Raw genomic sequence first — 22100 nt, 5'->3', positions numbered from 1 at the left:
ACCCGGCCCGCCCGCGCCCAGGCCCGCAGCCGCGCCCCCAGCCCCGTACGCCCTAACCCGTCGCCTTCAGCGCCGCCAGCCGCGCCTCGACCTCCGCGCTGTCGCCCAGGCTGTCCAGCTGCTCGAACTGGGCGTCCAGCGAGGACGCGGCCAGCTCCTCCTTGCCCATCGCCTTCGCCTCCTCCCGGCGCACCTTGTCCTCGAAGCGGCTCAGCTCGCTCGTCGGGTCGAGCACATTGATGTTCTTCACCGCGTCCATCATCTGGTTCTGCGCCTGCGCCGTCCTGGCTCGCGCCACCAGCTCGTCCCGCTTGGACTGCAGCTGAGTGAGCTTGGTCTTCATCTGGTCGAGCCCGCTCTTGAGCTTGTCCACGACCTCCGTCTGTGAGGCGATCGTCGGCTCCGCGGTGCTCGCCTCCTTCTCGGACTGGAGCTGGCGCTGGAGCGCCACCTTGGCGAGGTTGTCGAACTTGTCCGCGTCCGCGCTCTGGCCCGCAGCCCTCAGCCCGTCCGCCTTCTTGCTGGCGGCCAGCGCCTTGTCGCCCCATTCCTTGGCGGCGGCCACATCCTCCTGGTGGTCCTGCTCCATCAGCCGCAGATTGCCGATGGTGCCCGCCACCGCCTGCTCCGCCTCGCTGATGTTGTTCGTGTAGTCCCTGATCAGCTGGTCGATCATCTTCTGCGGATCCTCGGCCTGGTCGAGGAGCGCATTGATATTGGCCTTCGCCAGCTGGGTGACCCGGCCGAGGATCGTCTGCTTGGTCATGGCACTTCTCCTTGTGAGCGCTGGGTGTGCTGTGCGCACCGGATGCATGGCGAGCCGCGTCAGAACCGGCCGCCGCCCATCCGGCCGCGGGTGCCCCCGCCGCCGAAACTGCCGGGCCGGCCGCCGAAGCCGCCGCCCCCTGCTCCACCCCCGAACCCGCCCCCGAAACCCCCGCCATGGCCCCCGCCCCTTCCACCGCCGAACAGTCCGCCGAGGATGATCCCGCCGAGCACCGCGCCCCCGAACCCGCCTCCCGCACCTCCTGCTCCTTGTACACCGCCCGGCCCGAACGGGTTCCCGAATCCCCGCACGTCTTCCTCGGCCAGACTCTGCGCCCGCCGCGCCAGCGCGTCCGCCTGCTGCGCCTCCGCCAGCGCGCCCTGGGCATCTCCGGACTCGGCCAGCGCCCCGGACCGCTCCAGCCGCCGCTGCGCCTCCGCCAGCCGGGTCCTCGCCTCGCTGCCGACCGTCCCGCGGTGTGTGGTGATGAAGTCGACCGCCGCGCCGATGGCGGACCGCGCCCCGAGCGTCGCCCGGTCGAGCAGCGCCCTGGCCCGCCGCGTCCCCTGTTCGTTCTCCCGCGCCCCGGCCAGCGCCTCGTCGAGCGCCGCGTCAGCCTCCTCGACCCGCCGCAGCGCGTCGATCGGGTCGTACGGACCTGCCTCCACCGCACCGCGTACCTCCGCGGCCACCGCCTCCGCCCGTGCGATCCGGCCCTGGAGATCGGCCGTGGACACACCTTCCGGCGTCCCTTTCAGCAGCCCGTGCGCCTCCGCCAGATCGGTGTCCGTCTCGGTGAGCGCGCCCGGCAGCTTCCCGGCCGCCTCCGCGAGCTCCTTCGCGCGCCGGTCCACGGCTTCGATCAGCTGTGTCGCCTGCGCCAGCGCGCCCTCCGCCGCCCGTACCTGCACGGCCGCCGTGCCGTTGTCCGAGGAGTCGACGGCCTTGCGCGCCTCGTCGAGGCCGGTCGTGGCAAAAGCGAGCCGGTGCCTTGCCTGCTCCACATCGCCGGCGACGGGTGCGGATGCGGATGCGGCATACCGCTCCTGCATCGCCCCGAGCGTCGCCTCCGCGGTGACGACGCGTCCGTTCAGCTCGTCGAAGGCGGCCTGCGCGGTGGCGAGGGCCGCCGGTGCGTTCTGTTCGAGCGCGCGCAGCCGGTCGAAGTCCTCCGACTCGGCGTCCAGCCGCCGATTGGCCTCCGTACACCGCGAAACGATCTCGTCGAGCATTCGCCGCCGGGTCGCGTCGTCCTCCGGATACGCGTCGTCGAGCTGCTGCCGCAGCCGGAACGCGGCCGTCAGCTCGCGCTGTGCGTGAGCGACCGCCTCGGTGAACGGCTTGGCCGCCTCCTCGCCGAACTGGGCGGTCGCGAAGCCCAGTTCCTCCTGGCTGGTGCGCAACGCGTCGTCGGTGTCGACGAGCGCCTGTTTGGCCTGCGCGTCGAGTTCCGGCAACGGCGTCTGCGGAGCCTGCTGCCCGGAGCCCCAGCCCGCTCGTCCGCCCTGCGGCGTGGTGCGCGTCGCGGTGCGCTTTCGGCGTTTGGCGTAGGCGTACACGGCGAGGGCGCCGGCCCCGCCGACAACCGCGATCGGCAGCACCAGGTCCCCGGTTCCCCGCTCGCTCGCGGCCTCGCCCGGGTCCGCCTCGCCGGGAGTGATGGCGGGTGCCGGCACCGGCTGCCCGCTCACCACCGCCGCGTATCCGTTTGCCGCGCCGATGGCGGCGCCCGCCCAGTCGTTCTGCCGCAGCGCGGGCTCGACGGCGGTGCCCGCGACGTCCGCGAGCTGTGCGTCGGTCAGCCGCGAGCCGTTGTCGACCCAGTACGCGTACTGCCGGTCGTGGGTGGCGACGGCCAGCAGGATGTCGTTCTGGCCGAGACCGTTCTTCTGCGCCGTCTCGTCGGCCCACTCCCGCGCGCCGCGACCCGAGAAGTCGCGTACGTACACCACGAAGAGCTGCAGTCGCTGATCGTCGTAGAGCCGGTCGAGCGCCTGGGTGACCTCGGGCTCACGGTCACCCAGCGCTCCCACCCGGTCGGTGATCTGGTTCTCGCGGGACAGGCTGACGGGATCGTCGGCGAGCGCGCCTCGGGCGGCGGGCGCGACCAGCCACCATGCCGCCACCAGCACGGCAAGGAGTATGCGGGTGGCTCTTCGCGTCACATTTGGGAGGCTAAGTCCGTGACTGTGCCTCCGCTACCGGAGGTCCTATGAGTGCGCGTCCCGCCGAAGGATCTTGTTGCCGAGCCACACCAGCGGGTCGTACTTCTGGTCCACCGCCCGCTCCTTCAGAGGGATCAGCGCATTGTCGGTGATCTTGATGCCCTCCGGGCACACCTCCGTACAGCACTTCGTGATGTTGCAGTAGCCGAGACCGTGGTCGTCCTGCGCCGCCTTCTTGCGGTCATGACCCCTCTCGGCGGCCGCGTCCAGCGGATGCATGTCCAGCTCGGCCACTCGCATCAGAAAGCGCGGACCGGCGAACGCCGTCTTGTTCTCCTCGTGGTCGCGCACCACATGACAGGTGTCCTGGCACAGGAAGCACTCGATGCACTTGCGGAACTCCTGCGAGCGGTCCACATCCATCTGCTGCATGCGGTACTCACCGGCCGCCACACCGGGCGGCGGCACGAAGGAGGGCACCTCGCGCGCCTTCGTGTAGTTGAAGGACACGTCCGTCACGAGATCCCGCACCACCGGGAAGGCCCGCAGCGGCGTCACCGTGATCGTCTCCTCGCGCGTGAAGACCGACATCCGCGTCATGCAGAGCAGCGCCGGCCGGCCGTTGATCTCCGCGCTGCACGAACCGCACTTGCCCGCCTTGCAGTTCCAGCGGACCGCGAGATCGGAGGCCTGAGTGGCCTGGAGGCGGTGGATGATGTCGAGGACGACCTCTCCGTCATTGACCTCGACGGAGAAGTCCTCCAGCTGCCCGCCGTCCGTATCACCGCGCCAGACCTTGAAGGCCGCTGTGTAGCTGCTCACTCGTAGAGCTCCTCTTCGGCGAGGTACTTGACCAGCTCCTCCTTGTCGAAAAGAGCGAGCAGGTCGGAACGGATGGGTTCGGTCGTCGTGCGGACGAGCTCGATCTGGCCGCGCACCGGATCGGTCGCCGCCAGATCACCGGTGGGATCGACCAGCCGGCACAGCAGATTGACCCGCCGCCACTCGCGCTCCATGGCGGGACAGTCCTCGCGGGTGTGGCCGCCGCGGCTCTCCGTCCGCTCCAGCGCGGCCCGCGCGATGCACTCGCTGACCAGCAGCATGTTCCGCAGGTCCAGCGAGAGATGCCAGCCGGGGTTGAACTGCCGGTGCCCCTCCACGCCCGCCCGCCGCGCCCGTACGCGCAGCTCGCCCAGCTTCTCCAGGGCGTGCGCCATCTCGCCCTCGCGCCGGATGATGCCGACCAGGTCGTTCATCGTCTGCTGGAGCTCCTGATGGAGCGTGTACGGATTCTCCGGCTGAGCGCCCTCCTCGGGGCCCTCGGCGCTGAACGGGCGCAGCGCCTCGGCCGCGGCCGCGTCGATCTGGTCCTCCTCCACCGCCGGTCGCGTGGCGAGTCCCGCCGCGTACTCGGCCGCGTGCAAACCCGCGCGACGGCCGAAGACCAGCAGATCGGAGAGCGAGTTGCCGCCGAGCCGGTTGGAGCCGTGCATGCCGCCGGCGACCTCGCCCGCCGCGTACAGGCCCGGCACGCCCACCGCGGCAGCGCTGTCGGATTCGACGGCGATGCCGCCCATCACGTAGTGACAGGTCGGGCCGACCTCCATGGCCTCGGCCGTGATGTCGACATCCGCCAGCTCCTTGAACTGGTGGTACATCGACGGCAGCCGCCGCTTGATCACCTCGGCCGGCATACGGGTCGACACGTCGAGGTAGACACCGCCGTGCGGAGAACCCCGGCCCGCCTTGACCTCGGAGTTGATCGCGCGGGCCACCTCGTCGCGCGGCAGGAGTTCGGGAGGACGCCGGTTGTTCGCCTGGTCCTCGTACCAGCGGTCGCCCTCCTCCTCCGACTCCGCGTACTTCTCCTTGAAGACGTCGGGGACGTAGTCGAACATGAACCGCTTGCCCTCGGAGTTGCGCAGCACCCCGCCGTCCCCGCGCACCGATTCGGTGACGAGGAGTCCCTTCACCGAGGGTGGCCAGATCATGCCGGTGGGATGGAACTGCACGAACTCCATGTTGAGCAGCGGAGCGCCCGCGAGCAGCGCGAGCGCGTGCCCGTCGCCGGTGTACTCCCAGGAGTTCGACGTCACCTTGAAGGACTTGCCGATCCCGCCGGTGGCCAGCACCACCGAAGGGGCCTCCAGCACGAAGAAGCGTCCGGACTCCCGCGCGTAGCAGAAGGTCCCCGAAACTCGCTCGCCGTCCTTGAGGACACGCGTGACCGTGCACTCCTGGAAGACCTTCAACCGGGCCTCGTAGTCACCGAACTCGGCCTTGTCCTCCTGCTGCAGCGAGACGATCTTCTGCTGGAGCGTACGGATCAGCTCCAGGCCCGTCCGGTCGCCGACATGCGCCAGCCGCGGGTACTCGTGCCCGCCGAAGTTGCGCTGCGAGATCTTGCCTTCGGCCGTGCGGTCGAAGAGCGCGCCCCAGGTCTCCAGCTCCCAGACGCGGTCCGGCGCCTCGCGGGCGTGCAGCTCCGCCATCCGCCACTGGTTGAGGAACTTGCCGCCGCGCATGGTGTCGCGGAAGTGCACCTGCCAGTTGTCCCCGGCGTTCACATTGCCCATGGAGGCGGCGATGCCGCCCTCCGCCATCACCGTGTGGGCCTTGCCGAACAGGGACTTGCAGATCACCGCCGTACGGGCACCCTTCTCGCGGGCCTCGATGGCGGCCCGCAGACCCGCCCCGCCCGCGCCCACCACCACGACGTCCCACTGCTGCCGTTCGAGTTGCGTCATGTCAGAACGCCCCACCCATCAGAAGAACCTCGGATCGTCGAACGCACCGGACGCGACGAGATAGACGTAGAAGTCGGCGAGCGCGACGCTGATCAGCGACGCCCATGCGAGCAGCGCGTGGCGTTCGTTCAGCCGGCCGACCCAGCCCCACAGGCGGTAGCGCACCGGGTGTTTGGAGAAGTGCTTGAGCCGGCCGCCGATGATGTGCCGGCAGGAGTGGCACGAGACGGTGTACGCCCAGATCAGCAGGACGTTCACCAGCAGGACCAGGGTGCCGAGACCCATGTGTCCCCACTCGTAGTGCTCGTCGCGGAAGGCGAGCACTACGTCGTACGTGAGGATTCCGGCGACCGGGACCGCGAAGTAGAAGAAGTACCGGTGGATGTTCTGCAGGATCAGCGGGAAGCCGGTCTCGCCGGTGTACTTCTTGTGCGGCTCGGCGACCGCGCAGGCCGGCGGCGACGCCCAGAAGCCGCGGTAGTAGGCCTTGCGGTAGTAGTAGCAGGTCAGCCGGAAGCCGAGCGGGAAGATCAGGATCAGCAGCGCGGGCGACAGGCCCCACCAGCTGCCGAAGATCTCCCAGTTGGGGCCGCCCTTCATGGGCTCGCAGTTCTCCGCGAGACACGGGGAGTAGAACGGCGAGACATACGGCGCGGCGTAGTAGTCGGCGTTGGCGAAGGCACGCCACGTCGAGTAGATGACGAAGGCGAGCAGCCCGCCGGCGGTCAGGGCCGGTGCGAGCCACCAGCGGTCCGTCCGCAGATGGCGGGGACCGATGGCGGCGCGCGTGACGCCGTGCACGCCCGTATTGATTTGTGGTGGTTCAGTACCAGTGGCCAACGAGTTCTCCTAGGGAGCGTGCCGGTCTCGGACGCCCACTCCCTCGTCGTCCGAGTCCGTCCACAGCGCGTGGTTGTACGGAACGTCGGGGATGGTGACCAGCTCGGGGCGGTCCGGTGACTTCTGCCCGGCGGACGCGGCCGGGCCGGCGCCACGCAGCTCATCAACGGTCCGCTCCAGCTCTCCGACACGCTGGACGAGCTCGTCGAGGCGGTGCTGAATCGCTGTCAGGTCTTCCTGCTGGGACATGACTGGCCCTCACTTCCGCAGGGTGCGGTGGCGTCGCTCATGCGCCTGCGAGTGTTGCGCGTCACATCCCCGCTTGTGAAGGGACGTGCAGGGATTCCCGGCGCATGCGCTTCCAGCGCGCCCCTCATGGTTGATTTCTCGCCCCCCATTTTCACCCTTTACGTGCTGTTACGCCCGGTTCTGGGTTGGGCCGCACGGGTGGCATCCGAAGACGCCACGCCGTGTCGCCGCCATAGGCGGCCCTCTGTCCACTTCAGTGGACCGGAATCGGTGTGATCATCTCCAAATTCCGCGAATCAGGACGAAGAGGTAAAACCCATGTCCCAGGTCGATGCCCCCCGCGGGAGGACATGCTCCCGAAAGCTCCGCTCCGTCGCGCTGCTGACCAGCGGGGTGCTCGCGCTGCCGGTCCTCGCGGGCTGCAGTGCGGACGAGTCCGAGCGCACGGGCAAGGCCGCGCCCCAGGACATCGGGGCCGCCGCACGGGACCGGGTCGCCGACGGAGGCACGCTGCGCTGGGCGATCGACTCGATGCCGACCACGCTGAACGCCTTCCAGGCCGACGCGGACGCCGCCACCACTCGTATCGCCGGAGCCGTACTGCCCGCCCTCTTCACGCTCGACCGGAGCGGACGGCCGCAGCGCAATCCGGACTACGTCGAGTCCGCCAAGATCGTCGACCGCGAGCCCAAGCAGGTCGTGCTCTACAAGCTCAACCAGAAGGCGGTCTGGAGCGACGGCCGGGAGATCGGCGCGGCCGACTTCGTGGCCCAGTGGCGCGCGCTGAGCGGCAAGGACACCGCGTACTGGACCGCGCGCAACGCCGGGTACGAGCGCATCGAGGAGATCCAGAAGGGTGCCAGCGACCTCGAGGTCAAGATCACCTTCAAGAAGCCGTACGCGGACTGGCAGTCGCTCTTCACGCCGCTGTACCCGAAGGATGTGACCGCGTCGCCGAACGCCTTCAACGACGGCGCCCGCAACGCGCTCAAGGCCACCGCGGGGCCGTTCCAGCTGAAGACGCTGGACCGCAAGGCAGGCGCAGTCACCCTCGTACGCAACCTGCGCTGGTGGGGCGAGCAGGCCAAGCTGGAGAGCCTGGTGCTGACCGCGGTGCCGCGCGACAAGCGGGCGGCGGCGCTGGCCGCCGGAACGCTGGACATCGCGGAGATCGACCGGGGCACCGTGGACCGTATCGCCCTCGCCAACCGGGACAAGGGCGCAAACGGCGCACGGCACGCGAATGCCGGGGCGGGCGAGGCGTACACGAACGAGCAGGTCGCGCTGCGCGCCTATGTGGTCCGCAAATCGCTGGAGCCCGCCTACACCCAGCTCGCGCTGAACGGCGAGACCGGACCGCTCGCCGACGACCGGGTGCGCCGCGCGGTGGCCCGCGCGCTCAACCGCAAGGAGCTGGCCGAAACGGTGCTGCGGCCGCTCGGCCTGCCCGCGAAGCCGCCCGGCAGCCATCTCGCGCTGGCGGGCCAGCGGGTGTACACGGACAACAGCGGGGCGCTCGGCGCGCAGAACACCGAGGAGGCGCAGGCGCTGCTGGCCGACGCCGGCTGGACGCCCGGCGGAGCGCTGAAGAAGCCGGCCCCCGCGAAGGCCGGCGGCGAAGGCAGCAAGTCTCCCGGGACCGGGTCCGCGACCGCGCAGCCCGGCAGGAGCGCTGCCGCTTCCGCGTCGGCCTCCGCCTCCGCGAAGGCCTCCGCCTCTGCCTCTGCGAAGGCCGACCCGAAGAAGTCGGACCAGAAGAACCAGGCGAAGGAAGCCGAGGCAGCGTCCGACGAGGGGCTGTACGTCGTCGGCGACGACAACAAGCCGGCCAGCGAGTCCGGTGCCAGCGGCACCCGCGTCCTCGCGCCCGCCGCGGCCCGGAAGGCCGAGTCGCGCGACGGCGACCCCGCCGAGGGTGACAAGAAGGGCGGAGCCGCCGGAGCGTACGCGCCGATGGGCACCGCGGCTCCGGCCGCGGCCGTGGCCCGCGTCGGCAAGAACGGAAAGCCGCTCAGCCTGCGCTTCGTACTGCCGTCGGGCCCCGGCTCCGAGCCGCTGCGCGCCGTCGGCGACAAGATCGCGAAGATGCTCGACCGGATCGGCGTGCAGACCGAGATCATCAAGGTCGCCGACGACAGCTACTTCAAGGACCATGTCGCGTCCGGCAACTACGACCTGGCGCTCTACTCCTGGCCCGCCACCGCGTACCCGGCGACCGACGCCCGGCCGATCTTCGCCAAGCCCGAGCCGGCCAGCGACGGATCGCTGCTGGTCGAGCAGAACTACACCCGGGTCGGCACCGACTACATCGACCAGCTCTTCGACCAGGCGGCCGCCGAGCTGGACGAGAACGCCGCCCGCGATCTGGTGCGCCGCGCGGACGCCCGGATCTGGGCGGCGGCCGGGTCCATTCCGCTCTACCAGCGGCCCGAGCTCGTCGCGGCCAAGCCCAAGATCGCCAACGCGGGAGCCTTCGGCTTCGCCACTCCCCGCTATCAGGACATCGGGTTCAAGAAGGCCGAAACCAAGAAGGCTACCGGACGGTAACCGAACGCCTTCCGCCCACAACCTCAGAACTGGCTCAAGTCCCTTGCCCGCCGGCATCGCCGGCGGGCAGGATCATGTACACCCTTTGACCCAGGCTTTGCTCAGGTTTACCCACCCCAGCGCAGTTCCGCGCACCTCTCCACACCCCCCGCGATCTCCCTTCCGATCGGCCCGGGAAGCCCCGCACGCCGCGGCCCCGTACCATGGGACAAGCCGTGGCGTGTCCGCCCGGCGGGCGGACGAGGCTACGACCATCAAACGCCTGATCCCACGATCGAGAGAAGCGGCAAGCCAGCATGCCCACGCGCCACGACATCCGTAACGTCGCCATCGTCGCCCACGTCGACCATGGCAAGACCACTCTGGTCGACGCCATGCTGAAGCAGGCCGGAGCGTTCGCCGCGCACGCCGCCGAGCACCTCGACGACCGCATGATGGACTCGAACGACCTGGAGCGTGAGAAGGGCATCACGATCCTGGCCAAGAACACCGCGGTCAAGTACCACCCGAAGGACGGCGGCGCCCCCGTCACCATCAACATCATCGACACTCCCGGTCACGCCGACTTCGGCGGCGAGGTCGAGCGCGGTCTGTCGATGGTCGACGCGGTCGTGCTGCTGGTGGACGCCTCCGAGGGCCCGCTGCCGCAGACCCGCTTCGTACTGCGCAAGGCGCTGTCCGCGAAGATGCCGGTCATCCTCTGTATCAACAAGACGGACCGCCCGGACTCCCGGATCGCCGAGGTCGTCGACGAGACGTACGACCTGTTCCTGGACCTGGACGCGACCGAGGAGCAGATCGAGTTCCCGATCGTCTACGCGTGCGCGCGTGATGGCGTCGCCTCGCTGACCAAGCCGGAGGACGGCACCGTCCCGGCCGACAGCGACAGCCTGGAGCCCTTCTTCTCCACGATCCTGGCGCACGTCCCGGCGCCGGAGTACGACGAGTCCGCCCCGCTGCAGGCGCATGTCACCAACCTGGACGCCGACAACTTCCTCGGCCGTATCGCGCTCTGCCGTGTCGAGCAGGGCGAGCTGAAGAAGGGCCAGACCGTCGCGTGGATCAAGCGTGACGGCACGATGTCGAACGTCCGCATCACCGAGCTGATGATGACCGAGGCGCTCACCCGCCTGCCCGCCGAGAAGGCAGGACCGGGCGACATCTGCGCGATCGCCGGTATCCCGGAGATCATGATCGGCGAGACGCTGGCCGACCCCGAGAACCCGATCGCGCTTCCGCTGATCACGGTGGACGAGCCCGCGATCTCGATGACGATCGGTACGAACACCTCGCCGCTGGTCGGCAAGGGCGGCAAGGGCCACAAGGTCACCGCCCGTCTGGTGAAGGACCGGCTGGACCGCGAGCTCGTCGGTAACGTCTCGCTGCGCGTGCTGCCGACCGAGCGCCCCGACGCCTGGGAGGTGCAGGGCCGCGGTGAGCTGGCCCTGGCCATCCTCGTCGAGACCATGCGCCGGGAGGGCTTTGAGTTGACCGTCGGCAAGCCCGAGGTGGTCACCAAGGAGGTCAACGGCAAGGTGCACGAGCCGATCGAGCGCATGACGATCGACTCGCCCGAGGAGCACCTCGGCGCCATCACGCAGCTGATGGCGACCCGCAAGGGCCGCATGGAGACGATGACGAACCACGGTTCGGGCTGGATCCGCATGGAGTGGATCGTCCCGTCCCGCGGCCTCATCGGCTTCCGTACGGAGTTCCTGACGCAGACCCGTGGCACGGGCATCGCGCACTCCATCTTCGAGGGCCACGAGCCGTGGTTCGGCGACCTGCGCACCCGTAACAACGGCTCGCTGGTGGCGGACCGTTCGGGCTCCGTGACCCCGTTCGCGATGATCAACCTGCAGGAGCGCGGCGTGATCTTCGTCGACGCCGGCACCGAGGTCTACGAGGGCATGATCATCGGCGAGAACTCCCGCGCCGACGACATGGACGTGAACATCACCAAGGAGAAGAAGCTCACCAACATGCGTGCGGCTTCCGCGGACAACACGGAGAACGTGGTGCCGCCGCGCAAGCTGTCGCTCGAGCAGTCCCTCGAGTTCTGCCGCGACGACGAGTGCATCGAGGTGACTCCGGAGACGGTCCGCATCCGCAAGGTGGTCCTGGACCAGAAGGAGCGCGGGCGCACCGCGTCGCGCGCCAAGCGCAACTGACGCACCGCGGGCACTCAGCCCGCTTGTATGGCCGAAAACGGCCGGTGTCCTGAGACGGCCCGGACGACCCCGACGGGGGTCGTCCGGGCCGTTTCGTGTGTGTCCGTCGGCATGCCTGACGGCACGTTATGAGGGACCCGCCGAGCGGCGTTCGTCAACCGGATTTCCTACCCCGCACGTTCGGCTATCGGACGTTGCGCACCGGAAACTTGTATTAACAGTCCGTTTCGCGGGTGTCTGTCTGCGATCCCTTTGTCCGAATTTTGGGCTTCTGACGTGGGGTGATGTTGCCAAAACGAGATGCTTTAAGTGTGGTTTACGGCCCGAACTTACCTAATAGTTGGCTTCACTGAGCTCGGGTCAACGGGTCGCGCGCTGTGGGGAGCGCGGACTCACGAGCACACGTGGGTACTGCTTCTCGCCGTCAGGGGTGTCGGCGGGTGTCATGTGCCCAGCCTTGCAGTTAATACGTGGACTCATGAGGAGGAACCCATGCGCGGTGCCACGAGCGCCAGTGGGGTCGGGTCGTCGCAGATGGCTCGTACGGCCGGATTCCAGCGCACTTCATCCGGCCTGGCCGCAATCAGCGGCCGGCGATTCTGAGACCCGGTCAACCGCTCGGCTCGCGCTCCTAGGGGTGGATTACATCCCTATTGACAACCTTTGCAGCCCTTTTGTCCCCGGGTACTCCCGCCGGCAAGAGGGAACGCTGACGCACCCGTTCAGGGGCGACGGCGGGAGCAGAGGGATAGTCATGCGGCGGCCGTGACGGTACGAGTGCACTCCGCTCGACCGGTCACAGCGCGCAGGATCGCGGGTCACCCGACACCCGTGAATGGACACATCATGACCAGTCCAATTGAGACCGAGGGCGCCGAGGCCTCTGTCGCCTTGGACGAAGAGACCGCGACCAAGACAGACGCCGCGGGCATGGAGGCCACCGGCCGCTCACCCGGCCAGCTCATGTGGGCGCGCTTCAAGCGCGACCGCACGGGCGTGATCTCCGCCTTTGTGGTGATCTTCTTCTTCGTCATAGCCGCGCTCGCACCGGTGATCTCGGCGCTGTACGGCAAGGATCCGTACACGCTCTACGCGCAGGAGCCGGACTATCCGTTCCTGCTCGACGACTTCGCCATGCCGTCGGGCGACTTCGGCGGAATCTCCAGCGACTTCTGGTTCGGAGTCGAACCCAACCTGGGCCGCGATGTGTTCACCATGCTCCTCTACGGCATGCGCACCTCGCTGTACATGGCCCTCGTCGTGACGCTGTTCAGCGTGCTCACCGGCGTGGTCGTCGGCATGGTGGGCGGCTACTTCGGCGGCAAGGTCGACTACTGGCTGGGCCGGATCACCGACTTCTTCCTCTCCTTCCCGAACCAGCTGTTCTTCATCGCCTTCATGCCGATCGTGACCGCGCTGTTCGTCTCTCCGACGGACGAGACCCCGACGTATCTGCGGGCCGTCGCGATCATCCTGGTGATGTGGTTCCTCGGCTGGATGGGCATGGCCCGGCTGGTGCGCAGCTCCGTACTCTCCCTGCGTGAGCGGGAGTTCGTCGAGGCGGCGAAGGTCTCTGGCGCCTCGCGGTGGCGGATCGTGCGCAAGGAGATCCTGCCGAACATCGTGACGCCGATCCTCGTGCAGGGCACCTACTTGCTGCCCAGCTCCATCCTGAGCATCGCGTTCCTCTCATTCGTCGGCGTCGGATTCGTCGAGCCGACGCCCGACTGGGGCCGGATGTTCGCCATCGGCTCCGAGATCTACGAGCAGGACCCGGCGTTCATGTTCTTCCCGGGCGTCGCCATGGTGGTTTTCGTTCTTTGCTTCAACCTCCTTGGTGACTCTGTCCGGGACGCGTTCGACCCCAAGACCGGACGGTGACGTCCATGGGCGGGGGTGGCTGCCGCCCCCGCACCGGGCAACCGGACGGTCAGGCAGCACTTCTCTGGATTACAACCGACAGGTAGGTGCACAGAGCATCATGAATCCCATTCGATCGCGCTCCGCACGCGCCATAATCGTCGCGGCCGCTGCCGGCTCGCTGGCGCTCACCGGCTGCTCCAAGGACAACGGCAAGGACGCCAAGGACGAGTCCAAGTCCAAGCAGGACGCCGCGTCCCAGTCGAAGCCTGTCGTCTACGGCGACGCTGCTGCCTCGAACGGCCCGGCGGCCGAGGTTCCGGGCGCCAAGCCCGGTGGCTCCATCAACATCTACACGCAGTCCGACCTGTCCCACATGGACCCGGGTCAGATCTACGTCAGCGACGCGGGCCAGTTCGCGAACCTGGTCCACCGCAAGCTGACGAACTACCAGGAGGACGACAAGGGCAACCTGACCGTCGTCGGTGACATCGCCACCGACTCCGGCAAGTCCTCCAACGGCGGCAAGACCTGGACGTACACCCTCAAGGACGGCATCAAGGACGAGGACGGCAACGCCATCACCTCGGCCGACGTCCGTCACACCATTGAGCGTCAGTACTCGAAGGTCATCTTCGACGGCCCGTCGTTCGTCCAGACCTGGCTCTCCGGCTCCGACTACCGCAAGGCGCTGCCGGACGGTCCGTACAAGGGCAAGCACCTGCCCGACAGCGTGCTGTCGACGCCGGACGCCAAGACGGTCGTCTTCAACTTCGACAAGCCGCGTCCGGACCTGCCGCAGGCGCTGTCCATGGCCGGTTACGCCATCGTGCCCGCCAAGGTGGACACGAAGGAGAAGTACGACAAGGCCCCGAAGTCGCTCGGCCCGTACAAGATCGCCGAGTACAAGGCCGGCAAGTCCCTGAAGCTCGTCAAGAACACCAACTGGGACGCGAAGACGGACTCGGTTCGCCACCAGTACGTGGACGGCTACAGCTTCACCACCACGATCGACCAGGCCAGCCAGACCAAGCGTCTGATCGCCGACCAGGGCGACGCGAAGAACGCCATGCAGTTCACGGACTCGGTCGACCCGGCCCAGACGTCCTCCGTGATCGGCAACGCGGCGGTCAACAAGCGCACGATCAAGGGCTACCAGCCCTACGTGTGGCAGATGAGCTTCAACATGGACCGCCTCAAGGACAAGAAGGTCCGTGACGCGATCACCTACGCCATCCCGAACCAGTCGATGATCCAGGCTGACGGTGGCAAGTACGGCGGCGAGCTGGCCGGCGGTCTGTTCGCGCCGACCCTGCCGGGCTTCGACCCGACGTACGACCCGTTCGGCAAGCTCAAGAAGCCCAACGGTGACCCGGAGAAGGCCAAGGCGCTGCTGAAGGAGGCGGGTGTCAAGGAGGGCACGAAGCTCAGCTACGCGTACTCCAACACGCCGCGCGGCCAGAAGCAGATGGTCATCATCAAGGACGCGCTGAACAAGATCGGCTTCGACGTTCAGGCGAAGGAGATCGAGCGCGCGACCTTCTACGAGCAGATCGGTAAGGTCAAGAACGGCTTCGACCTGTACATGACCGGTTGGGGCCAGGACTGGGCCTCCCAGTCCACGGTCGTGACCCCGGTCTACGACGGCACCCTGGTCGCCGACGGTCAGCCGAACTACTCCCACATCAACGACGCCAAGGTCAACAGCCTCATTCAGGAGGCGCTGGTCCTGGAGCCGACGGCCGCGGCCAAGAAGTGGGAAGAGGCGCACAAGCGCATCGTCGAGGAGATCAACCCGGCTGCTCCGGTCTACTACTCGAAGCAGCTCCAGCTCTTCGGTTCGAACATCGGTGGCGCTCGCTACAGCACCAACTCGAGCTACATCGACATCAACCGTCTGTACCTGATCCAGCCGTAACCCTGATCCACGGCTGATCCGTGGGGGTGCGCGCCAGGCGGAGCGCACCCCCGCGGACCACAACCCCTCACACCCCGCCGAATCCGAAGAGAGCAGCCTCCCGCGATGCTTCAGTTTCTTCTCCGCAGGTTGACCGGCGCCGTCGTGATCATGTTCCTGATCGGCGCGTTCACGTTCTTCCTGTTCTACACAATCCCTCAGGACTTCGCCCAGCTCTCCTGCGGCAAGAACTGCACGCCGGAGAACATCGCGGTCATCCGCGAAAACCTCGGCCTCGACAAGCCCATCGCCGCCCAGTTCTGGGACTTCATGTCCGGCATTGTGGTCGGCCGGGACTTCCCCGTCGGGCGCTGTGACGCTCCCTGCCTCGGAGTCTCGTTCAGCTCGGGCGACTTCGTCTGGGACTCGATCATGGACCGGTTCCCGCTGACGCTGTCGCTGACCGTCGGTGGACTCGTCATCTTCCTGGTGCTGGGACTCGGCTCCGGTCTGCTCGCCGCCTGGAAGCGCGGCACCGCGATCGACAAGCTCGTCAGTGGCGCCTCGATGGTGCTCAGCTCGTTCCAGATCTACTTCCTGGGGCCGATCGTCCTTGGCATCTTCGTCTACAGCACGGGCTGGATGGAGAATCCCAAGTACGTTCCGTTCCTGGACGATCCGGTCAGCTGGGTCGTCGGGATGATCATCCCCTGGGCCGTGATGGCGACCATCTTCACCGCTCAGTACACGCGTATGGCTCGTTCCACCATGATCGAGCAGCTGCAGGAAGAGCACGTCCGCACCGCTCGCGCCAAGGGCATGAAGCAGCGGTACGTCTTCTTCCGGTACGCCTGGCGCGGCTCCCTCACTCCCATCGTCACCATCCTCGGCATGGACCTCTCCGGTCTTCTCGCAGGCGCGGTGGTCACAGAGTTCACGTTCGACCTGGCCGGTATCGGCCGCCTCGCGGTGGAGTCGTCGCTGACCAAGGACCTCCCGCTGACGATGGGCGTCATGCTGTTCGGGGCCTTCTTCATCCTGATCCTGAACATCATCGTGGACCTCGCCTACGCCTACATCGACCCGCGCGTGCGCCTCGCCTAGGAGATCGACCGTGACCACACTGACCAAGACCGAAGACGCACCGGCCCCGACCGGGCCGGAGGCCTTCCTCTCGGTCCGCGACCTGAGCGTCCGGTTCTCCACCGAGGACGGCGTCGTCAAGGCGGTCGACGGCCTCTCCTTCGACGTCGAGCGCGGCAAGACGCTGGGCATCGTGGGCGAGTCGGGCTCCGGCAAGTCCGTCACCAACCTGACCGTCCTCGGTCTGCACAACCCCAAGACCACCGAGGTCCAGGGCGAGATCGTGCTGGACGGCCAGGAGCTGACCGGCGCGCGGGAGAGAGAACTGGAGAAGCTTCGCGGCAACAAGGTCGCGATGATCTTCCAGGACCCGCTGACCGCGCTGTCGCCGTACTACACGGTGGGCCGGCAGATCGCCGAGCCGTTCATGAAGCACACCGGCGCCTCCCGGAAGGAGGCGAAGGCACGGGCCATCGAGATGCTCGACAAGGTCGGCATTCCGCAGCCCGCGATGCGCTTCAACGACTACCCGCACCAGTTCTCCGGCGGTATGCGCCAGCGCGCGATGATCGCCATGGCGCTGATCTGCAACCCCGACCTCCTGATCGCCGACGAGCCCACCACGGCGCTCGACGTGACCGTGCAGGCGCAGATCCTCGACCTGCTCAAGGACCTCCAGCAGGAGTTCGGTTCGGCGATCATCTTCATCACCCACGACCTGGGCGTCATCGCCAACATGGCGGACGACCTGCTGGTGATGTACGCGGGACGGGCGGTTGAGCGCGGCAGCGTCCGCGAGGTGCTCACGGCGCCCCAGCACCCGTACACCTGGGGCCTGCTGAGCTCGATGCCGCGCCTCGGCGGCGACATCGACGAGGCGCTCATGCCGATCCCGGGCTCCCCGCCCAGCCTGCTGAACCCGCCGTCCGGCTGCCCCTTCCACCCGCGCTGCACCTTCACCGACAAGGTGAGCGGCTCGCGGTGCTCCGGGGAACGGCCGCCACTGGCCGAAGGGCGGGCCTCCGCCTGCCATCTCACGGCGGACCAGAAGCAGACCATCTTCATCGATCAGATCAAGCCCCGGCTGGGCTGAGGAGACGCAGAGACATGAGCGAGAACGTCACTCTGCCCAAGCAGCAGGGTAAATCCGAAGGGTCCGACCGCGGCGAGCCGTTGCTCCAGGTCGAAGGCCTCACCAAGCATTTCCCCATCTACGGCGGCTTCCCCTTCAAGCGCCAGATCGGCGCCGTCAAGGCCGTCGACGGGATCGACCTGACGGTGCATCACGGCGAGGCCCTCGGCCTCGTCGGCGAGTCCGGCTGTGGCAAGTCGACCACCGGCCGGCTGATCACCCGGCTCCTCGAGCCGACCGGCGGCAAGATCACCTACGCCGGGCAGGACATCACGCACGCCAGCCGCAAGCAGCTGGCGCCGGTCCGGTCCGAGATCCAGATGATCTTCCAGGACCCGTACTCCTCGCTGAACCCGCGGCAGACCGTCGGCACCATCATCAAGAGCCCGATGGAGGTCAACGGCATCAACCCGCCCGGTGGGCGCGAGAACCGGGTGCGGGAACTGCTGGAGACCGTGGGTCTCAACCCCGAGCACTACAACCGCTTCCCGCACGAGTTCTCGGGTGGTCAGCGGCAGCGCATCGGCGTGGCGCGGGCCCTCGCGCTCGAACCGAAGCTGATCGTCGCCGACGAGCCGGTCTCCGCGCTGGACGTGTCGATCCAGGCGCAGGTCGTCAACCTGCTGCAGAAGGTCAAGGACGAGCTGGGCATCTCCTTCCTGTTCATCGCCCACGACCTCGCGGTCGTACGGCACTTCTCGCAGCGCGTGGCCGTGATGTACCTCGGCAAGGTGATGGAGGTCGCGGACCGCGAGTCCCTCTACAACCGGCCTCGCCACCCGTACACGCACGCCCTGCTCTCGGCCGTGCCCGAGGCGGACGTCGACTCGGCGAAGAAGGAGCGGATCCGCCTCTCCGGCGACGTCCCTTCCCCGATCATGCCGCCGTCCGGCTGCCGCTTCCGCACCCGCTGCTGGAAGGCGCAGGACAAGTGCGCGACCGAGGAGCCGCCGCTGGTGCAGATCTCCGGAAGCAAGGCGGGCCACCTGACGGCCTGTCACTTCCCGGAGGAGCCCACGACGGAGGGGCGCGTCGAGGACGTGGTCCTGGACCCGGCGCTCGCCGCGCTGGAGGACGAGCACCGCTCGGACGACACGGGCAAGAAGCTCTGACGCGAACGACGACGGACGCGAACGCGGGGAATGCCCCGGCTGCCATTCGGCGGCCGGGGCATTCCCCTTTTCCCCGTACCCGAGCGGATTTCCCACTGGGCGCGGTCAATTCGTCAGGAGTACTGAATACCCCAGGTGTTGCTGTTCTTCTTGACCGGGATGACGCCGGGCTTCTTGTAAACCGTCTCCGTCTTGCAGACGCCGCCGGGGCCGGTGAAAACGCGGTACTTGTGCGCCGTGAAGCTCTTGGCCTCGTGATGCATCATCAGGCGGCCCTTGGTCTTGCCCGGCTTCCGCTGAACCGTCGCCGAGTAGGTCCAGGTGTCGGACTGGGACCAGGTCTTGGCCAGGGAGACGCTGAAGGACGTGCTGGCCTTGGCCAGGATCACTCCGGCTTCGGCGCCGACGGTCGCGGTGCCGGTGGCGGTCCACGAGCCGGTCTTGTTCTTGGCGTAGCTGATGGTGACACCCGGCATGGCCCAGTCGCTGTGGACGTTGGTGGCCTTCCACACCGTCTTCTTGTTGATGATGGTGATATAGGTGCCGGTCGAGTCGCACGCCTGGGCATCCGCATTCGCCGGCGCGGCCGCGACAATGGTGCCACCGCTGATGACGACAGCGGCGAGCATCGTGCTGAGAGCACGCTTCATGCCTGTTTTCCCCCTTGTTGTTGGTCAAGCCGTTGGCTTGACCGGTCGCCGACAACTCTGGCTCAACCAGCCTTGGAACGGAATCCATTTGAGGAAAAGCTGAGCTTAACTTCCCTGTGTGGAAAGGGAGTTGACGGACGGGCGGAGTTCGGTACCGGCGAAAAACCGTTTGCTTGAGCATTTGACTGCCGGAAGAGTTGCGGGATGACTTTCACCGTCCGCCCGGCCACCCCCGAAGACGCGCCCGCCGTCTGCGCGCTGCTGAATGCCGTCGACGTCATCGAGATCGGCCGGCCCGAGACCGACCTGAGCTCCGTCGAGACCGATCTGACTCACCCGGAGGCGGATCTTCCGCACAACTCCTGGCTCGGATTCCAGGCGGGCGAGCTGGTCGCGTACGGACTCCTGTGGGACGACTCCGGCGCCGAGCGCATCGACATCGACCACTACGTCCTGCCGGAGCACCAGGCCGCGGGGGAGCGGCTGCTCGTGCTGATGGAGGCGCGGGCCGCGCAGCGGGCCGCCGGCAACGGGGCGGACCGGGCCGTCGTGCACTTCCATCTGAATGTGCGGCCCACGCTCGACACCTCTCTGCTCACCCGCCGCGGCTGGCGCACCGTACGCCGCTACAACGTGCTGACCCGGCCGCTGAGCCCCGCGGCCGATCCGGTCCCCGCGCCGCCGCCCGGCCTCACCCTGCGGGACTGCCGCGACGAGGCCGACCGCAGGCGCGCCCACGCGCTGATCGAGGAGGCGTTCGCCGAGCACTACGACCACCAGGAGCGCACCTACCAGCAGTGGCTCGACGACCGCGGCAAAGGCATCGACTGGTCCCTGGTCTGGCTCGCCTCCCTCGCCGGCTCCGGCGACGTGGGCGTGGTGCTCACCCGGGGCGACCGTGAGGCCATGGGCTGGATCCAGTACCTCGGCGTACGCAAGGAGGCCCGCGGCCGCGGGATCGCGAGCCATCTGCTGCGGCATGCCTTCGGCGTGTACGCGCAGCGCGGCCGCGACACCATCGGTCTCGGCGTCGACACCGGGAACGCGACCGGTGCGCTGCGGCTGTACGAATCCCACGGCATGGCGCTCCACTTCGCGGCGGACACCTGGGAGGTGACGCTGCCCGCCGGTCCGGCCGCTCGTCCGGACGGCCGTGGCTGACATGCGGTATCTCCTGGTTCGGGGTGAAATTTGACCCTAAGTAAGACTTGAGGACTCGGGAGGCACTCCATGCGTGGAGCCACGCACGCCAAATGGGCCGTATGCGCGGTGGCCGTCGCCCTCACGGCCACGGCCTGCGGCGGCGGCAGCGACAGCGGCGGCGGTGGGGCGGACGGGATCGTCAGCTCCTCGTGGGGCGACCCGCAGAATCCGCTGGAGCCGGCGAACACCAACGAAGTCCAGGGCGGCAAGGTCCTCGACATGCTCTTCCGCGGCCTCAAGCGGTACGACCCGAAGACCGGTGCGGCCCAGGACATGATCGCCTCGAAGATCGTGACCTCGGACTCGACCAACTTCACGATCACCATCAAGGACGGCTGGACCTTCAGCAACGGCGAGAAGATCACCGCCAAGTCCTTCGTGGACGCCTGGAACTACGGCGCCGACCTCAGGAACAACCAGAAGAACGCCTACTTCTTCGGCTACATCGAAGGCTATGAGCAGGTCCACCCGGAAGCGGGCCAGCCCAAGGCCCAGACCATGTCCGGCCTCAAGGTCGTCGACGACCTGAACTTCACCGTCAAGCTCACCCAGAAGTTCTCCACCTGGCCCGACACCCTCGGCTACGCCGCCTTCTCGCCCCTGCCCACGGCCTTCTTCGACGACCACGACGCCTGGCTCGCCAAGCCGATCGGCAACGGCCCGTACACCGTCAACTCGTACGCCAAGGGCTCGAAGTTGGAGATGCGCCGTTGGGACGGCTACATGGGCACGGACAAGGCGCAGAACGGCGGCATCGACCTGAACGTGTACACCGACAACAACACCGCCTACACGGACCTGACCGCCGGCAACCTCGACCTCGTCGACGACGTGCCGGCCTCGCAGCTCCAGAACGTGCAGGCGGACCTCGGCGACCGGTACATCAACACACCCGCCGGCATCATCCAGACCCTCGCCTTCCCGTTCTACGACAAGGCCTGGGACACCCCGACGAGCGCACAGGTCCGCAAGGGCCTGTCCATGGCGATCAACCGCCAGCAGATCACCGACACGATCTTCCAGAAGACCCGTACGCCGGCGACGGACTGGACCTCGCCGGTGCTGGGCACCGAGGGCGGCTTCAGCAAGACGCTGTGCGGTGAAGCCTGCACCTACAACGCCGCCGAGGCGAAGAAGCTGATCACCGAGGGCGGTGGAATCCCCGGCGGCCAGGTCAAGATCTCGTACAACGCGGACACCGGCTCGCACAAGGAGTGGGTCGACGCCGTCTGCAACAGCATCAACAACGCGCTCGGCAACAACCAGGCGTGTGTCGGCAACCCGGTCGGCACCTTCGCCGACTTCCGCAACCAGATCGGGCAGCACAAGATGCCCGGTCCGTTCCGGGCCGGCTGGCAGATGGACTACCCGCTGATCCAGAACTTCCTGCAGCCGCTGTACTACACCAACGCCTCGTCCAACGACGGCCTGTACTCCAACCCCGAGTTCGACAAGCTGGTCGACCAGGCCAACGCCGAGTCGGACACGGCGAAGGCCGTCGGGCTCTTCCAGCAGGCCGAAGAAGTGCTGCGGGACGACATGGGAGCCATCCCGCTCTGGTACCAGAACGGCAGCGCCGGTTACTCGGAGCGCATCTCCAATGTCTCGCTGAACCCGTTCAGCGTCCCGGTCTACGAGCAGATCACCGTCAACTGACGGCGGACGGCGACCGGCCCGG

The 22100-nt window shown here is 67.7% G+C and carries 16 protein-coding genes; 9 read left to right on the top strand and 7 right to left on the bottom strand.

Annotated elements, in window-relative coordinates:
- Window positions 1-52: 52 nt before the first annotated feature.
- The 6 genes from ACH4YL_RS09680 to ACH4YL_RS09655 are packed head-to-tail and all read right to left on the bottom strand — an operon-like array spanning window position 53 to window position 6767.
- Window positions 53-766, bottom strand: a complete 714-nt coding sequence (locus ACH4YL_RS09680; protein WP_398506428.1) for a PspA/IM30 family protein — start codon at window positions 764-766, stop codon at window positions 53-55.
- Window positions 767-825: 59 nt separating this feature from the next.
- Window positions 826-2931 carry a TPM domain-containing protein gene (locus ACH4YL_RS09675; RefSeq protein ID WP_398506426.1) on the bottom strand — a complete coding sequence of 702 codons (2106 nt, stop codon included), beginning with the start codon at window positions 2929-2931 and terminating at the stop codon, window positions 826-828.
- Between the two features lie 45 nt (window positions 2932-2976).
- Complete coding sequence (locus ACH4YL_RS09670) at window positions 2977-3753, bottom strand: succinate dehydrogenase/fumarate reductase iron-sulfur subunit (RefSeq protein ID WP_398506424.1); 777 nt, start codon at window positions 3751-3753, stop codon at window positions 2977-2979.
- Window positions 3750-5678 (bottom strand): fumarate reductase/succinate dehydrogenase flavoprotein subunit, encoded by a 1929-nt coding sequence (locus ACH4YL_RS09665; protein WP_398506422.1) that lies wholly within the window; start codon window positions 5676-5678, stop codon window positions 3750-3752. The genes ACH4YL_RS09670 and ACH4YL_RS09665 overlap by 4 nt, the downstream gene beginning before the upstream one ends.
- An 18-nt stretch (window positions 5679-5696) precedes the next feature.
- A complete protein-coding gene (locus ACH4YL_RS09660) occupies window positions 5697-6518 on the bottom strand; it encodes a hypothetical protein (RefSeq protein ID WP_398506420.1) in 822 nt (273 codons plus the stop codon).
- A gap of 9 nt (window positions 6519-6527) precedes the next feature.
- Window positions 6528-6767: a hypothetical protein gene (locus ACH4YL_RS09655; protein ID WP_398506418.1), complete on the bottom strand. Its 240-nt coding sequence runs from the start codon at window positions 6765-6767 to the stop codon at window positions 6528-6530.
- A gap of 318 nt (window positions 6768-7085) precedes the next feature.
- On the opposite strand from ACH4YL_RS09655, the gene ACH4YL_RS09650 reads away from it, so the two are divergent.
- The 7 genes from ACH4YL_RS09650 (at window position 7086) to ACH4YL_RS09620 (ending at window position 18569) form a co-directional block, all read left to right on the top strand.
- Entirely contained in the window at window positions 7086-9314 is a 2229-nt protein-coding gene (locus ACH4YL_RS09650) for an ABC transporter family substrate-binding protein (protein ID WP_398506416.1), read from the top strand.
- Window positions 9315-9610: 296 nt separating this feature from the next.
- Window positions 9611-11485 carry a translational GTPase TypA gene (gene typA / locus ACH4YL_RS09645; RefSeq protein WP_398506414.1) on the top strand — a complete coding sequence of 625 codons (1875 nt, stop codon included), beginning with the start codon at window positions 9611-9613 and terminating at the stop codon, window positions 11483-11485.
- A gap of 846 nt (window positions 11486-12331) precedes the next feature.
- Window positions 12332-13366 carry an ABC transporter permease gene (locus tag ACH4YL_RS09640; RefSeq protein ID WP_398506412.1) on the top strand — a complete coding sequence of 345 codons (1035 nt, stop codon included), beginning with the start codon at window positions 12332-12334 and terminating at the stop codon, window positions 13364-13366.
- 100 nt (window positions 13367-13466) lie between these two features.
- Complete coding sequence (locus ACH4YL_RS09635) at window positions 13467-15263, top strand: ABC transporter substrate-binding protein (RefSeq protein WP_398506410.1); 1797 nt, start codon at window positions 13467-13469, stop codon at window positions 15261-15263.
- A 105-nt stretch (window positions 15264-15368) separates the two neighbouring features.
- Entirely contained in the window at window positions 15369-16346 is a 978-nt protein-coding gene (locus ACH4YL_RS09630) for an ABC transporter permease (RefSeq protein WP_398506408.1), read from the top strand.
- 10 nt (window positions 16347-16356) lie between these two features.
- Complete coding sequence (locus ACH4YL_RS09625; protein WP_398506406.1) at window positions 16357-17418, top strand: ABC transporter ATP-binding protein; 1062 nt, start codon at window positions 16357-16359, stop codon at window positions 17416-17418.
- A 14-nt stretch (window positions 17419-17432) separates the two neighbouring features.
- Window positions 17433-18569 carry an ABC transporter ATP-binding protein gene (locus tag ACH4YL_RS09620; protein ID WP_398506405.1) on the top strand — a complete coding sequence of 379 codons (1137 nt, stop codon included), beginning with the start codon at window positions 17433-17435 and terminating at the stop codon, window positions 18567-18569.
- Window positions 18570-18682: 113 nt separating this feature from the next.
- Here ACH4YL_RS09620 and ACH4YL_RS09615 read toward each other — a convergent pair whose 3' ends face one another.
- Complete coding sequence (locus ACH4YL_RS09615; protein ID WP_398506403.1) at window positions 18683-19219, bottom strand: hypothetical protein; 537 nt, start codon at window positions 19217-19219, stop codon at window positions 18683-18685.
- A 204-nt stretch (window positions 19220-19423) separates the two neighbouring features.
- Between ACH4YL_RS09615 and ACH4YL_RS09610 the strand changes: the two genes are divergently transcribed.
- Together ACH4YL_RS09610 and ACH4YL_RS09605 are read left to right on the top strand one after the other, a co-directional pair.
- Window positions 19424-20380 (top strand): GNAT family N-acetyltransferase, encoded by a 957-nt coding sequence (locus ACH4YL_RS09610; protein ID WP_398506402.1) that lies wholly within the window; start codon window positions 19424-19426, stop codon window positions 20378-20380.
- A 69-nt stretch (window positions 20381-20449) separates the two neighbouring features.
- Window positions 20450-22078, top strand: coding sequence for an ABC transporter substrate-binding protein (locus tag ACH4YL_RS09605; RefSeq protein ID WP_398506400.1), 1629 nt, complete (start codon window positions 20450-20452; stop codon window positions 22076-22078).
- The last annotated feature ends 22 nt before the right edge of the window (window positions 22079-22100 follow it).

The organism is Streptomyces sp. NPDC020681 (assembly GCF_044334895.1).
Lineage (GTDB): Bacteria > Actinomycetota > Actinomycetes > Streptomycetales > Streptomycetaceae > Streptomyces.
This window is presented reverse-complemented; position numbering and strand designations above follow the sequence as displayed.